Here is a 15,669-nt window from a genome sequence, read left to right as displayed (position 1 = left end):
ACTTTAATAAACAATATACGATATGTGAACATGTCGATTTTAATAAATAACTATAGTTGACTTACCTTTCATCTGGATTAACAGTAACACCGCACAAAATCAATAAGTGAAAATACTAAGACGAGTAACAATCATTTTCATATTCGTTTAATAAGATGTCCGCCTATATATCCAAATTCAATCCTTTGTATCATTACTGAACAAACCACTCAATCGCACGTTTAATAGCTCTATCCCAATAGGCATAATCATGATTTCCCGGACCATCTTCAAACTTATAAGAAACCCCTTTTTTATTTAATGTCTCAATAAATTGAAGGTTATCATGATATAAAAAGTCTTCTTTACCACACATGATAAACAATTCAGGAATATCTACATTAGCATCGATGGCTTGATCAAGTAAGTAGTACGTATCGAGTTCTGTACCTTTAATTTGAGTATTGTTGCCTGTGATAGATTGAGGGGAAAAATCAGTCCAATCCAAGTCAATGAAACGTTGTGCTTCGAAAACTGCTGAAAGTGGTGCAGCTTTAGCAAATTTATCACTTTGAGTTAGCGCAAATTTAATCGTTCCATAACCGCCCATTGAATGTCCTGCAATAAAATTATCTTCTCTTTTTCTAGATAGTGGTAAAATTTGATGTACATATTCGTAAATTTCTAATATGTAATCATAGTAACTATGTCCATATACCATATTTGCATAGCCACTATGATCGACGTTAGGCATTATAATCGCAAGTTGATGTTCATTTGCATAACGCTCGATACTTGTATATCTTATGTAAGTTGTTTCATCGCTAGACAATCCATGTAATAACAACATTGATTTCAAATGTTTCGCTGTTGTTGAACTATCAAAGAATGTTACATCCTCCGGTAAAATAATCGTTAAATTTTGATGCATTCCTATCGTTGGTGAATTGTAATTCATTGTTATTAAAGCCATATATGTCACTCCTCTACTGTATTATCTATTATTTTACTTATTCTTTTTATTAATTTATAGAAAAAACGCAACTTTGACTATAGATTATATAAATTTCTATACTTTCCAATGAGGAACTAAAATTTTATTCTCTATATTAAACAAGTTGATTTAGTATCGATTGTCTAACCTTTAAATATGATGTATTTCTAAAACAATAAATCATGAAATAAAAAAAACGATAGTGAATGATTTCATAAAAATCTATTCGACCATCGCTTGTTTTTAATTATGTATGAGTGATACGCACTCATTATAAGTCTTTACTAACCAACCAATTTTTACTGTTTTTAAATAGTATTTTCTCTTCTCTAAGTTCATTTATGATATGACTCGTCGTTTCTCTAGATATTCCTGCCATATCACTCAATAACTGTATTGTCATAAAATGCTTAATTTCATAAAACTCGTCATGATCATAACCTACTGTTTGACATAGGTAACGTAAAATCTTAGTCACGCGTTCTTTAGCTAATTTACTCGTTAAAGCCATATTGTATTCAATATGTTGACACTGTGTTTCGCTTAATAAGGAGAATAATTTCACAAAAATCTCTTCATGATTTTTGCATAAATATTCTATTAAATCTCTTGGTATTCCAATCATTTCGCAATCTGTTAGGGCTGTACACATTTCATTAGGAACTTTATCTTGAAATAAGTTATTTAAAGGAAAGAGCACTTTTTCTCTATTCAGATATCGATATACATCACCATTCAAATTAAAATTTTCTCTCATAATATTACCTTTTAAGAGTAGGTAAATATGCGTGGTTTCATCAGACGAATAGTAGACAATTTGTCCTTTGTTGTAATGTCTCACAAAACATTGACTTTTAAATGGCAGTAATACGCCTACAGGAATATTGATATAAGATGCTAATTGTTTAAAACTTTCATCAAGTTCATTTTCTCTACAAAACATTTGATTTCCAGTCATAAAAATAACTCCTTACTGCCTTAGACTATGGTCAAAGAGGATGCTAAAATATCTCCGATTTAAAATTTATTACAATTCTGTATATACCCATGGACCACTGTTCTTATTATACCAATAGTTTAAATATCAAATATTTTCTTTGTTTGATTTTTATCGATTAAACTCCCTTTTAACTCATGATTAATCAATATCTATAACATTTAGAAATATGAATTACATCATCGTAATAACCCTATCAATGCTAAAATAACGATAAGACTGAAGAAAATATAGTCAAATTGTGTAAGTCGCTTTTGATTATTTTTCTGAACAACAACATAGACGATAATCCCCGGAATATAGAGCAACATGGTAAGTAACAAGTAATCTATACCTGACGCGTATACCAGCCAAATTGCATAAATAGATGCTAGAATTCCTATAATCCATTGTTTAGGCGTTGCAGTTAACTTGTGTTCTATTGTATATTTCACCTGATAAAACGCACTGAACATGTATGGATAAAGTATAGCACTTGCCGCGAGAGAAAATGCAAAATGATAAGCACTTTTGGTAAACAGCATACTAATAAGGAATATTTGAACTAACACATTAGTAATGAATAAGGCGTTCATAGGTGCCCCATTTTTATTTTCTTTTGCAAACCACTTAGGAAACAAACCATCTTTAGCTACAATAAAAGGCAACTCTCCGGCAAGTAATGTCCAACCTAGCCATGCACCTAATACTGAAATAATAAGACCAATATTGACAAATGTTGCTCCCCAATCACCAACAATATAAGCTAAAATTTGTGCCATTGATGGTGCCTCAAGTTTAGAAATATGATTTTGAATTACAATACCTTGTGCTAATACAGTCAGCAAGAAGTAAATGAGCAATACTGAAATAAGTCCGATAACAGTGGCAGTTCCAACATCTTTTTTATTTTTAGCTCTTCCGGAGAATACAACAGCACCTTCAATACCAATAAATACCCAAACTGTCACTAACATCGTACTTTTAACTTGTGACATCGTATTAGCGAAATGAAATGATAATGATCCATATCCATCCATTCCAAAGAAACCTATCTTGAATGTATTAAAATTAAAGGCTACAATCATACATATAATCACTAATAAGATAGGAATTAATTTTGTAATAGTGACAATACTATTGATTAAAGCAGCCGTCTCAACTCCTTTTAATATTAAAAAGTGCACACTCCACAATAATATTGATGCCACTATGATACTAGGAAATGTGTTGCCCCCTTTAAATATTGGAAAGAAGTTCCCTATAGAAGACATTAATAACGTTGCATATGCGACATTACCTAAAAAAGCTGAGAACCAATATCCCCAAGCACTTGCAAACCCTATAAAATCACCAAAACCTGCTTGAGCATAACTATAAATACCACCATCTAAATCAGATCGTTCATTAGTTAGGTTTTGAAAGACAAGTGCTAATGAAATCATTCCTATAGCAGTAATCAACCATCCAATTATAATTGCTAATCCTCCAGCGTGGCCTCCCATATCAGATTGAATATTGAAAGCACCGCCACCAATCATCGAACCTATAACAAGACCGATTAATGATGTTCGACTTAATTTTTTATCTCCTGTGTCATTCATATTCATTTCTCCTTTAGAAGGAGGGATTGAAAACGTATATGCCTTTTAAAATACATATGCATATATATAGATGTATAGCGGAAAGATATAGATGAGTAACGACACATCTTTGATAGTCATTGTCAAAAGTTCTATATCATCCTCTCAACATGATTTTGAAAAAATTATTTTTATTATGTGACACAATTTGCAAAATTAAATATTCGTTTATTTAATGAAGCATACACGTGATCTTATCCCTATTTATTTTTCTTGTAGTAAATCTAGCCTAAAGTTGCTGCCATCACGGCTTTAATCGTATGCATTCGATTTTCAGCTTGATCAAAAACTCTAGAATGCTCACTTCTAAAGATTTCGTCTGTCACTTCCATTTCAGTTAAGCCATATTTTTTAAAAATATCCTGTCCATATTCTGTTTGTGTATCATGAAAAGCTGGTAAACAATGTAAAAATATCGTATCTACTTTACCGGTTAAATTAAGCATTTTTCTATTAACTTGATAGTCTTTCAATAAATGAATACGTGTTTCGAATTCACTTTCTTCACCCATTGATACCCAAACATCAGTATAAATAACATCTGCATCTTTGACGGCAGTATGAATGTTATCAGTTATCTTAACTGAACCTCCATAATTAGACGCTTGATCTTTAGCAATATTAAAATATACATCTCTCGGTGTTAATGATGAGGGTGTACAAATACGTACATTTACACCAAGCATCGCACCCGCCACCATAAGCGAATGTGCAACATTATTACGTCCGTTTCCTACATAAGTTAGGTTGATGCCTTTTAAATATCCAAAATTTTCTTTAATTGTCATATAATCAGCTAACATTTGTGTAGGATGCCAATCATCAGTTAACCCATTCCATACTGGTACTCCAGAGAATTCGGCCAATTGTTCAACAGTTTTTTGGGAAAAACCTCTAAATTCAATTCCATCAAACATTCTGCCTAAAACTTTAGCAGTATCCTCAACAGATTCTTTTTTTCCTAATTGAATATCATTTTTCCCTAAAAATTCAGGGTGTGCACCTAGATCAATAGATGCAACTGTAAATGCGGCACGCGTCCGAGTAGATGTCTTTTCGAAGAGTAAAGCAATATTCTTACCCTCTAAATATCGATGTGGTGTGCCTTGTTGTTTATATTTTTTTAATGTCATAGCAAAATCGATTAGACCTTCAAATTCTTCACCTGTAAGATCATACTCTTTTAGCAATGACTTACCTTTTAAATCAAAGGGTTTCTTGATGTTTTTCATGGGATGCGCCCCTTTCATTTTATAAGTCGCTATCAAATTTAATAGCATAAGTGAATGTATTTCGTGATGTTCAAGCTATATCTATTCAACACCCTATCTTATATCTATAGATCTTCTCTTATTAAAGGTTGACTCATACATCGAGGGCCTCCTCGACCACGTACAAGTTCACTTCCAGGAATTTCAATAACTTTGATACCATGCTCACGTAACAATTGATTAGAAACATAATTACGATCATAAGTTACAACCACACCGGGACGTATGCATAAAGTATTCGAACCATCATTCCATTGTTCACGAGCACCGTCGATGATATCACCATTTCCAGTTGGTATTAATGTGATTTCATCAACATCGAGCACTTCTTCTAATGTTTGTTTAAGATGACTAGAATGTTGGATTTTGATATCTTCAGCTTTATCATCATATTCGATAATAAAGATATTCATGTTTCCTTCTGATTTAAGAATTGCTGAATGTGTAGTGAATTTGTCGTAATCAATCATTGTACAAACAGTATCTAAGTGCATAAATGTTCGACTAGTTGGAATCTCAATCGCCACCACCTTTTTAAAAGTAGATAACGGATCTTTAAAAATACGTCGTGCTAAACGTTCAATTGCTTGTGCAGAAGTACGTTCAGATATCCCTATTGCAAGTACATCTTTAGATAACACCAGTTCGTCTCCACCTTCGATGTTGAACGGACAGTCACGATCCACCCATAAAGGAATATTCTCATCTTTAAATCTAGGATGATGTTTTAAAATATATGAAATGAAAATCGATTCTCTGCGTCTCGCTCTCCAAAACATACGATTTACTGTCATACCTCTACCAATTGAAGCTTGAGGATCACGTGTGAAATATAGATTAGGCATTGGGTCAAGATAAAACGGATATTTATCATCCATGTACTCTACAAGATGTGTCGATTCAAGTTGTATTTCTTCTTTGCGTACGCCAGCCATAATCTTATTAATTAATGCTTGATTTGACAAAGTTGAAAAGAGTTTTTTTATTTCTTTTTCATGACCTAGGATAGTTTTTCTAGATTCTGCTAAAACGTCATCTATAAATTGCTCTCTGACATTTGAATCTTCTATACTTTGTGCTGCTAATTTTTCTAAATAAAGCACTTCTATTCCTTCATCTTGAAGAACTTGAGCAAAATGATCATGCTCTTGTTGAGCTACCTTTAAAAATGGAATATCATCAAACAATAATCCATCTAAGTAATCAGGCACTAAGTTTTCTAATTCCTTCCCTGGTCTTTTAAGTAATACCGTCTTTAATTTGCCGATTTCACTGTTAACTTGAATAGGTCCATTTGTCATACTCATTTCCTCCTTTTCTTCGCTACATTATCAGTATAAAACTGATCAATAACTTAGTTCGTGATGATTATCACATGCTAAATGTAAAAAGTTTCGCAACATTTGGTTATTCAATACATAATTGTGTTTGAATATACATTACTATTGCATACTTTCGTTGAAAAAATGAATATTTGAGTAATATGAACCTTTACATCTTTATGAATAAAAGTTTTTTATTCATAAATTTGAATACTTAGTCAAATAACAACACTCATATTTATTGAATTAAAAAAACACCTGATAAACGATGTATACGCTTACCAGGTTATATTTATAATGGACAACTTTATAAATTTTTATGAATAATTATGATTAAATATTTTGTAATAGACATATTCAGCTATAGACTGGGAATGTGTAAGAATCATAATTGTATCATTACCACTTATCGTTCCTATAATCTCTTTCAGTTGTAACTGATCAATATAATAATTTATGCTTTGTGCAAATCCTGGTGTCGTCTTTATTAGTATATACGATTCTTTAATCATAGTGTTAATAATTTCTGTTTCTATATAATCATTTAGTCTTACTCTTGAGTCTAATTGAGATTGTTGCGTAAGTAATTTGTATTCATATTGATTTGCCTTCACAGGCAGGCGATAAATATGAAGTTCTCTTAAATCTCTCGCAATAGTAGTCATGCTATAACGTACACCAAAGTGATCATCAATGTAATCAATAATATCTGCTTTTTTATAAATGTGATTTTGCTTAACAATCATAGTTACTAAATCTTGTCGTTTACTCTTTTTCATTGAATGATCAACTCCTATAGATAACTAATTTATTTTAATTTATAAATTAAAATTTCTTTTTATTTAATTATACTTTATCATTTTATTGTTGATAATTATAAGAATTTTTATGTCGTTTGTGACAAAGTACGTAAACATACATTCAAATTTAAAATTAATTTGTTTATTTAACTATCATTTTATCTATATTTCCCCTTTTATTCTTATTAGGTTTTTTATACTCATTACTATGCAGTCACACTTACGCTAGACAAACCGTAGTCTTACCTCAAGGTAAAGTAAGCGGCTTTGTATTAGTTTAAAAATTCCTGAAGATTTTAGTTCACTATTATGATGAAATAAAAAACCTGAGACAGTTAAGTTTGTCTCAGGCTGAGTCGAAATTAAGTCAACACTCATTTCGATTAAGGCTTTAAAAATTGTAAATATTTAACATTACTTCTTCTTTGTTAAAGCTCTTAAAAATTCATTTTTAGATACTTGTTAACATATTTTTATTTTAAAACGGTTCGCCTACACGCCAACACTGTCCCATGCTTGACCTACTTGTTGAGCAATACCGTCGCCATATAAATCAAATGCTGCTTGTTGTAATGATGCTTTGGCATCTTGGAAATCAGAATTTGAAGTTAAATAAACAGTTAACGCTCTATAATAAATTTGTTCAGAACGTTGTTTACCAATACTACGAATTGTGTTGTAAGCTGCTTTGTTCGGAATACCTGAATTCGTATGTACGCCTCCGTTGTCAGAATTTGTATAAACAAAATCATTCATATGAGATGGTTGTCCAAAACGCTCTGGATTAGACATACTTCTTAAGGCATCTCCGCCTACACCAGGTGTGTAAACATCTTCACCCATTAAGAAATCTTCATCATCAATGAAGTAACCAAATACATCTGAAAAACTTTCATTTAATGCACCTGATTGAGAACGGTAAACAAGATTAGCAGTTTGCTGTGTTACACCATGTGTAATTTCATGTGCAACAACATCATTTGCACCAGACAACGCTGTAAATGTACGTCCATCACCGTCACCGTAAATCATTTTATCACCAATCCAAGCTGCATTGTTTCTGTTATCTTGACCTTGGAAGTTATTTACATGTGCGATTGAAATAATTGGGCTACCTTGATTATCATATGATTCTCGGCCGAAAGTATTTTTATAATAGTCATACGTTTCTTTAGCATAATAATTTGCATCTACACCTGCACGTTGTTCATCATCAACAAAATTTTTATCTTTATCTTGCATTAAGTAAGCTTGACCAGTATTCGCATCGTAATTGTAAGCTGAAAGTGTACCTTGTTGAGTTAAATCTTGTAGTGCATAACCACCGCTGACACTATTAATATTAATTTGTTTCGTGTCACCTAGTACACCTTTACCTGTACCTGTAGTAGCTGCTTCTTTGATCATATTTAATTTATCAACCACTTGACCAGTTTCAGCGTCAATTTTCACATTCCAATGAGAGATTTTTGGTGAAGTTGTAATAATTTCTATGTTATAAACATATTTATTTTTTTCTCCATCAATCTCAACTTTATTGGTTTTGATGACATCACTTTTTAAGTTTTTAGCTTTTTGACGGTCAATTTTTATTGCTTCGAAAGCTTTATCTGTGGCACTTTCTTTACTTATCGCTACCTTATTCGTAGGTTGAACTTTCTTAGCATCAGTATCACCATTGACAAGAACTACCTTACCCTCTTTATTCGTATGAACTTTTACTTCTTTGTCTGGTGCATACGTGTTGCCCACTTTCGGTTGCAATGTGTAATGCGTAAATCCTTTGTTATCTTTTTCAGTATCAGTGACCTTATAATCTTTGTAATGCTTTTTTATATTTTCAGATTTTGGTAACTCTTTCAATGCGTTAGTTGCTTGAGATTCTTGGGTTACTTTCGCATCGATGTTTTGAGTTGCTGATACTTTATCCTTAGCGTCAACCTCCGTATTGACTAAAGGACTTGCCACAGTTAATGCGGCAATACTTGTAAGTGCGAATTTAGAAAAATTCTTCATTTTATTACCTCCTATAAATTAATGAAAAACAACTTACTATATAATAGTAATTAAAATTTTCTGAAAAGTAAATGAAAATTTCATTTAATTCACATAATCATCACTTATAATTTTTTTGTATAAATAATTTGTACAATACTTAAAAAACTTATGTTAAAATTTAAATTTAGAATTAATGTTATAATACACTCAAGTTAATTAAAATGAAATAAAATTAATTTTTATATCAAATAGTTAAAACGTTTCACTTCAAATGCTATATTTTGAGAAATAGATTTAAAAAGTCGTCACTTTCTGAAGAATCAACAATTCTAGAACAATATGGTACGGCGTATTTTTTAAATACTGTTTAGTTTTACGATGTTATATTAAAAACACCCTCCAAGTTGAATATTTTAAATTCTACTTGGAGAGTGTAACGTCACATCTTTATTACTCATTCTCTTCATTTAAATATGAAGTGATAAACTCTATATAGTATTCCACAAATTCTAAATAATTGGCTTTTTCTACGCACTCATTTATTTGATGAGGTCCATTTCCCGGGCCAAACATTAAAAATGGAAAATTTTCATCTTTTCCTTTTAATAAGTTGGAAGCATCAGTAACTGCTACAGTAGGAGTAATGATTAAATCTCTTTCGTTAGAAAAATGGCTTTTTGCAATATCAAATCCTAGCTCTACCAAGCGATTTTGACCTGTTGTTACTACAGGTTCTAAATCAAGATAAAGTTCTTGAGTCAAACTAGCACCATTGTGATTTGCTTGCTCTACATATTTATTAAATAGCGCTTTTACTTTGTTATTATTATATTCTGGTATTGTGCGTACATTAAATTCAGCTGTAGCAAAATCTGGTACTGAATTTACTTGTGTGCCACCTTGAACGATACTATTGGTCATAACAAGTCCCTGTATAAGCTCTTGTGCTTTTTCTTTTGTTATATGGCTAGGTAATTGATTCTCTAATTTATTAATCATATTTGAAAAATCTAAGGACTCACCTTTTACTGTTTGCATTATTTTTTCATATTCTTGATTTATATTTTGAATAAACTCTAGTAATGGTTTAATAGCATTTTGTCCTAAAAATGGTATTGAACTGTGTGATGCACGTCCCTTAGATTTAATTCTAAAATCCATTGAGCCTTTATGTGCATACACCAAACTAGGGAATGATGGTTCTGCTATGAGTAAGGCATCTAAATCATCAGCATATCCTTTTTCAAACAACTGTTGCGAACCTGATTGTTCCATTTCTTCACCCACTGTTGCCATGAATTTAATAGTTCCCTGTGTTAACTTACCACTTTCTTTAATTTCAATAAGAGCAATGGCTAAAGCTGCTAATCCAGATTTCATATCCGCAGCACCTCTACCATATAAATATCCTTGATTCTCTGTGAGTGTAAAAGGATCATACGTCCAATCATCATGATTCCCCTCAGATACTACATCCATATGACCAGATATTCCTATAACTGGTTGACTTGAACCAACAGTTGCTATTAAATTTGCTCGACCATCTGTAACTGTATCAATATGTGAACGAATTCCATACTGACTAAATAGTCTTTCAAAATAATGTGCAACCTCTAATTCATTGCTATTTACAGTTTTTATTGAGACTATATCGGATAAGATTTTAACTCTTTCTTCATTAGATAATACGCTCATCGTTATTCCACCTTTCTTAATTTGTAAAACTTTTAATTTAACAATGTAAGTATAACTTTTATTCTATAATGTATCTCATTTATCTATATTGTTTACCTTACAATACTTATATACCATTCATTGTTAAAGTCATATTTTATATTAAATGATTATAACAAGCATAATGGTTCAATCATGACATCATGCTTAGACGTTAAACGATAATTCTAGCTTGTAATATATTACTAATAGAAGAATAAATATAGAATTTCTTTTGTAACTTATAGAATAATTCTACTTACAATAAAAAAAGGATTATAATAAAATATAATTGATAAAAAGGATGGAGGATATACGCTTTGAAAAAATTTTTAGCTACAATAGTGGTAATCATTCTTATATGTGCATTAGGCTTTTCATTATATGCAGCTATTAACCACCATACTAATTCTAATAAGAATGATAAAAAAATAGAACACAATCGCAAAAACAAACAAAATGATACTTCAAATCAAAATCGTGATACTAATCAACACCAAGACCAAACTCAACCAACAAATAATGACTATAACAACGATAATCAATCAGGTACTGAACAACCAGCACAACAACCTAACTACCATCAATACCCAAATAATAATCAACAGTCTGGTTCAAATAAAAATAACTCTTCAGAAAATAACAAACAGAAACCGAATCAGAACAAAACTAATCAATCATATCATCAACCAGCACAATCAACACCACAACAGTCGTCACAACATAATAATCAATCTGATTCACAACAAAATGGCAACTCAAATAATAATTCCAACAATCAAAATCATGGAACAAATGATAAACAGAATAAAAATCGTTAATCATATGACAAAGCTTATGCATGTATCAAATTACATTGTGTAAGCTTTTTATTTTTTTATTCGAATATGTTTGAAATTGCTATAAAATCAATATAACTAATATGTGAAAAATGTTATATTTGTTCAATACTTTTATAAATTCTTTTTATATAATTTATAAATTAAGTTAAAATTAAAGTAACTAATCTTATATTGAGGTGTATCATGAGAAAACTGATATCTACCATTATCGTTTCAACATTATTAATTGGAGGATGTTCCACAGTGCATAAAGAAGCAAAACATTCATCACAATCAATTCCTGAAGAAGTTCCTGCAAGTCAATACAAAGGTCAAGGTTTCCAACCAGTAGCTGAAAAAAGTGCTATCGCACATGCGAAAAAATATCGTGAAGAATACGAAAAACTTGGCGAACAATTTTTTAAAGATAATTTTAGCCTTAATGTTAAAGCCACAAATGTTGTAGGAAGTGGTGATGGCGTCGAAGTCTACGTTCATTGCGATGATCATGACATTGTGTTTAATGCAAGCATCCCTTTTGATAAGGAAGCAATACATGAAGAAGGCTCCATGCGAAGCAATGATAACGGAGATACCATGAGTAATATGGTTGGAACGGTGTTAAGTGGTTTTGAATATAAAGCACAAAAAGAAAAATATGATAACTTAACAAAGTTCTTTAAAGACAATGAAGAAAAATATCAATATACCGGTTTTACTAAAGAAGCAATACATAAGACACAGAATGTTGGATATCAAAATGAGTATTATTATTTAGCAGGTAACGTTACTAATATTAATAATTATAGAAAATATTATGAACCTTTAATAAAAAAAGATTCTAAGAATTTCAAAGAAGGCATGAAAAAAGCAAATGAAGCAACAAATTTCAAAGCCAAAATTGAAGTTGTTTCAACATTATTCAGTACTAAATCTGATTTCACTAAAAATAACTCTAAGAAAGATTTATTATTCTTAAGTGATGATTTATATCATTACAAAGAAAAACCTGAAAACACAAACATAACTTTACAATTAAGTGAGCCAAAAATTAATTCTACACGCGCATTTTATGATGCTAACAACCCATTAGAATATGGAGTGCATAAACATGAGTAAAATCAATGATAGAGATATTGCTGAATTAAATAGCTTTTGGGCTTGATTTAAATAATGTATTTCATATTAATTAAGATGTAATATTAGTAAAGAAAGGTGTATCATGATAAAATTAATCGCCACAATTATCGTTTCAACACTAATATTAGGAAGTTGTTCGACAATGAAAGACGAAATAGAAAAAGTTCCTGCAAGTCAATACAAAGGTCAAGATTTCCAACCATTAGCTGAAAAAAGTGCTATCGCACATGCGAAAAAATATCGTGAAGAATACGAAAAACTTGGCGAACAATTTTTTAAAGATAATTTTAGCCTTAATGTTAAAGCCACAAATGTTGTAGGAAGTGGTGATGGCGCCGAAGTTTACGTTCATTGCGATGATCATGACATTGTGTTTAATGCAAGCATCCCTTTTGATATGGAATCAATCCATGAAGAAGGCTCCATGCGAAGCAATGATAACGGAGATACTATGAGTATGATGGTAGGAACTGTGTTAAGCGGTTTTGAGTATAGAGCAAATAAGGAAAAAATGGATAACTTAGAAAAATACCTCAAAGATAAAGAAGATAAATATCACTATACTGGATTCACCGATGAAGCAATAACTAAAACTCAAAATATAGGTTATCAAAATAATTACTTTTACATTACTACTAGTTCCACGAAATTACGAGATTATAGAAAACATTTTGAACCTTTAATTAAAGAAAGTGACGATGATTTTAAAAAGCATATGAAACAATTAAAGTCTAAAAAAGATACGTATATTAATACAGAAATAACGACTACACTTTTCAGTACTCTGGACGAATATGACGAAAAAATCATTAGAAAAAATACTTTATCCATGGCTAAAGAAATGAGAAAAGAGCCATCTATTCCACATAATTTCACATTCCACTTATTATTTAGCAATAACAAATTAAAAATCAACGATCCAAACATAAGTAACAATCAAATTAATGAGTATAGGGTGTTCGACCATGACGGATTTAAAAATTAATGATAGGGATATAGCTGAAATAAATGGCTTTTGGGTATATCACAATACTAAAAACAAACAATTTACAGTTAACGGTAAAAAATTCAAAGTAATTGATTCTTACGATGATGCATCCACATCAAATTCTATAGTAGCAGTTGGTGCTAACTAAGATGTATATTAATAAAAAGATGTATGTGAGCACACTTTTCACATACATCTTTTTTATCTTCATTCTTTTATATGATAAAAATTAAAATCACTATGTTTGTTTAAATGATAAAGCAATGAACAAATCAAAGTATCAATCATTGTTTACCTAAAGATTATCCAATATTTGCAATTGCTAGATTTCATGTCATTTCTGGATTTGAGAGTGAATATTTTTCTAAGCGCATACCTTTTGTAAAAGATATGCCACAATATATCACGCCATCAATTTTAAATTTAATTGATAATTATAAATATTGACCATTTACTAAGCAGTTAACATACCTTAATACCTTAAATAGCTTAAGTTATTTTTACAGAATAGAAGAATGTTAATGTTTGATAATTAAAAAGTTAATTCTAGAAATTTTAAAATCTCTAGAATTAACTTTACTCAACTTTTTTATATCTCATTGATATTTATCTTAGTGGAATCTCATACCACCGTCAACGATGATTGTTTGGCCAGTAATATAATCTGAATCGCTACCTGCTAAGAAGCTTACTACATTAGCTACATCTTCAGGTTTAGATAAGCGTTTTAAGGCAATTTGATCTGTAAATTGTTTCCAACCCCATTCCATTGGTTGGTTATTTTCCTCAGCAAGCTTTTCAGCGATACCTTTCATCATTGGTGTTTCAACAATACCAGGTGCGAATGCGTTGACTGTAATATTTTTCTCAGCTAAATCACGTGCTGCTACTTGAGTCAATCCTCTAACAGCAAACTTAGTACTGCTATATAGAGATAAGCCAGCATTACCTTCAACACCTGCTTGAGATGTGGCATTGATAATTTTACCGCCATGTCCTAATTTATCAAATTGTTCAATTGCAGCTTGGATACCCCAGAATACACCACCTACGTTAACACCTACAACTTGATTAAATTGTTCAGGTGTTACTGATTCAATTGGTGTCATTGGTCCAAGACCAGCATTATTAACTAGGACATTTAAATCGCCAAAGTGTTCAACGACTTGATTTAACACACTAAATACTTGATCGCGATTTGAAACGTCTGCTTTAAAAGCAACTGCCTCTTGCCCTTCTTTTGATAATTTTTCAGCTGACTCTTTAGCTACCTCTTCATTAAAGTCTACAAGCGCGATGCTATATCCGTCTTCAAATAGACGCTCAGCAATTTTCAAGCCAATACCTTGTGCTGCACCTGTGACAACGGCTACTTTTTTTGAGTTACTCAACAAAACCACTCCTCAATATTTCTTAAGATTATATATTTAAATTATCATAATTTGCGCAATTTGATGTGAATATATTGTGAATAAATGCACAATTTTATTAACATTTAATTTTCAATATTCATCTATTGCAATAAATCAAATTATAAGAAGTCACAATATTTCGAATTCATCGAACTCAATTTTATTTTGTTTTTAAAGAATTTGTTAAAATTTCTCAACTCCATTTACATGTACCTATGTGTATGTTAGAAATAGTTATGTAAGCGTATCACAAACAACAACAAGGGAGGATTATATTATGTCAGGTATCGTTGAATCATTACATAACGCTGTAAACGCTGGTTTACACGTAAAACAAGATTGGGTAGACATGGGATTCGGTATTGCAGATACAGTTGCAAAAATCGTTGACCAAGTTTTAAAATTTGTTTAATTCAAAATAGCATATGAAACCTCATTGTTTCTAAATACAATAAAATAAGGCTGGGATACATTCGTGTCCTAGCCTTTTTTTATTGTATTTGTAGATGCTAATTAAGTTGAACAAGTGACTATACTATTCATCTTAAAATACTAATTCTATAGCCTTTTTAGAATTTATCATTTTAGCCCTCTATTTCTCTGACAAAATCA

At 31.0% G+C, this 15,669-nt stretch carries 14 protein-coding genes; 5 read left to right on the top strand and 9 right to left on the bottom strand.

What is annotated here, in order from left to right:
• Positions 1-193 precede the first annotated feature (193 nt).
• The 8 genes from FNL83_RS01445 to FNL83_RS01410 form a co-directional block, all read right to left on the bottom strand.
• Positions 194-952 carry an alpha/beta hydrolase gene (locus FNL83_RS01445; protein ID WP_001831870.1) on the bottom strand — a complete coding sequence of 253 codons (759 nt, stop codon included), beginning with the start codon at positions 950-952 and terminating at the stop codon, positions 194-196.
• Positions 953-1,244: 292 nt separating this feature from the next.
• A complete protein-coding gene (locus FNL83_RS01440; protein WP_001831835.1) occupies positions 1,245-1,931 on the bottom strand; it encodes a Crp/Fnr family transcriptional regulator in 687 nt (228 codons plus the stop codon).
• 218 nt (positions 1,932-2,149) lie between these two features.
• Complete coding sequence (gene arcD / locus FNL83_RS01435; RefSeq protein ID WP_001831841.1) at positions 2,150-3,553, bottom strand: arginine-ornithine antiporter; 1,404 nt, start codon at positions 3,551-3,553, stop codon at positions 2,150-2,152.
• Between the two features lie 263 nt (positions 3,554-3,816).
• Positions 3,817-4,824: an ornithine carbamoyltransferase gene (gene argF, locus FNL83_RS01430; RefSeq protein ID WP_002467833.1), complete on the bottom strand. Its 1,008-nt coding sequence runs from the start codon at positions 4,822-4,824 to the stop codon at positions 3,817-3,819.
• Positions 4,825-4,928: 104 nt separating this feature from the next.
• Positions 4,929-6,164, bottom strand: coding sequence for an arginine deiminase (arcA, locus tag FNL83_RS01425; RefSeq protein WP_002437936.1), 1,236 nt, complete (start codon positions 6,162-6,164; stop codon positions 4,929-4,931).
• A 338-nt stretch (positions 6,165-6,502) separates the two neighbouring features.
• Positions 6,503-6,964 (bottom strand): arginine repressor, encoded by a 462-nt coding sequence (locus FNL83_RS01420; protein ID WP_001831858.1) that lies wholly within the window; start codon positions 6,962-6,964, stop codon positions 6,503-6,505.
• 513 nt (positions 6,965-7,477) lie between these two features.
• Positions 7,478-9,001: a M4 family metallopeptidase gene (locus FNL83_RS01415; protein ID WP_002456744.1), complete on the bottom strand. Its 1,524-nt coding sequence runs from the start codon at positions 8,999-9,001 to the stop codon at positions 7,478-7,480.
• A gap of 432 nt (positions 9,002-9,433) precedes the next feature.
• A complete protein-coding gene (locus tag FNL83_RS01410) occupies positions 9,434-10,678 on the bottom strand; it encodes an ArgE/DapE family deacylase (protein WP_002485490.1) in 1,245 nt (414 codons plus the stop codon).
• Positions 10,679-11,016: 338 nt separating this feature from the next.
• Between FNL83_RS01410 and FNL83_RS01405 the strand changes: the two genes are divergently transcribed.
• The 4 genes from FNL83_RS01405 (at position 11,017) to FNL83_RS01390 (ending at position 13,793) form a co-directional block, all read left to right on the top strand.
• A complete protein-coding gene (locus tag FNL83_RS01405; RefSeq protein WP_002485491.1) occupies positions 11,017-11,517 on the top strand; it encodes a hypothetical protein in 501 nt (166 codons plus the stop codon).
• A gap of 204 nt (positions 11,518-11,721) precedes the next feature.
• The gene (locus tag FNL83_RS01400) at positions 11,722-12,636 is read left to right on the top strand and encodes a DUF1672 domain-containing protein (RefSeq protein ID WP_002456747.1); all 915 of its coding nucleotides are present in this window, start codon (positions 11,722-11,724) and stop codon (positions 12,634-12,636) included.
• A gap of 103 nt (positions 12,637-12,739) precedes the next feature.
• Positions 12,740-13,642, top strand: a complete 903-nt coding sequence (locus tag FNL83_RS01395; protein ID WP_002469303.1) for a DUF1672 domain-containing protein — start codon at positions 12,740-12,742, stop codon at positions 13,640-13,642.
• Positions 13,623-13,793, top strand: coding sequence for a hypothetical protein (locus tag FNL83_RS01390; RefSeq protein ID WP_002456749.1), 171 nt, complete (start codon positions 13,623-13,625; stop codon positions 13,791-13,793). Before FNL83_RS01395 ends, FNL83_RS01390 begins: the two co-directional genes overlap by 20 nt.
• Positions 13,794-14,256: 463 nt before the next feature.
• Here the strand turns inward: FNL83_RS01390 and FNL83_RS01385 are convergent, their stop codons facing one another.
• Positions 14,257-15,036 carry a (S)-acetoin forming diacetyl reductase gene (locus tag FNL83_RS01385; protein WP_002469307.1) on the bottom strand — a complete coding sequence of 260 codons (780 nt, stop codon included), beginning with the start codon at positions 15,034-15,036 and terminating at the stop codon, positions 14,257-14,259.
• Between the two features lie 298 nt (positions 15,037-15,334).
• On the opposite strand from FNL83_RS01385, the gene FNL83_RS01380 reads away from it, so the two are divergent.
• A complete protein-coding gene (locus FNL83_RS01380; RefSeq protein ID WP_001831873.1) occupies positions 15,335-15,469 on the top strand; it encodes a beta-class phenol-soluble modulin in 135 nt (44 codons plus the stop codon).
• Positions 15,470-15,669: the final 200 nt, after the last annotated feature.

The organism is Staphylococcus epidermidis (genome assembly GCF_006742205.1).
GTDB lineage: Bacteria > Bacillota > Bacilli > Staphylococcales > Staphylococcaceae > Staphylococcus > Staphylococcus epidermidis.
This window is presented reverse-complemented; position numbering and strand designations above follow the sequence as displayed.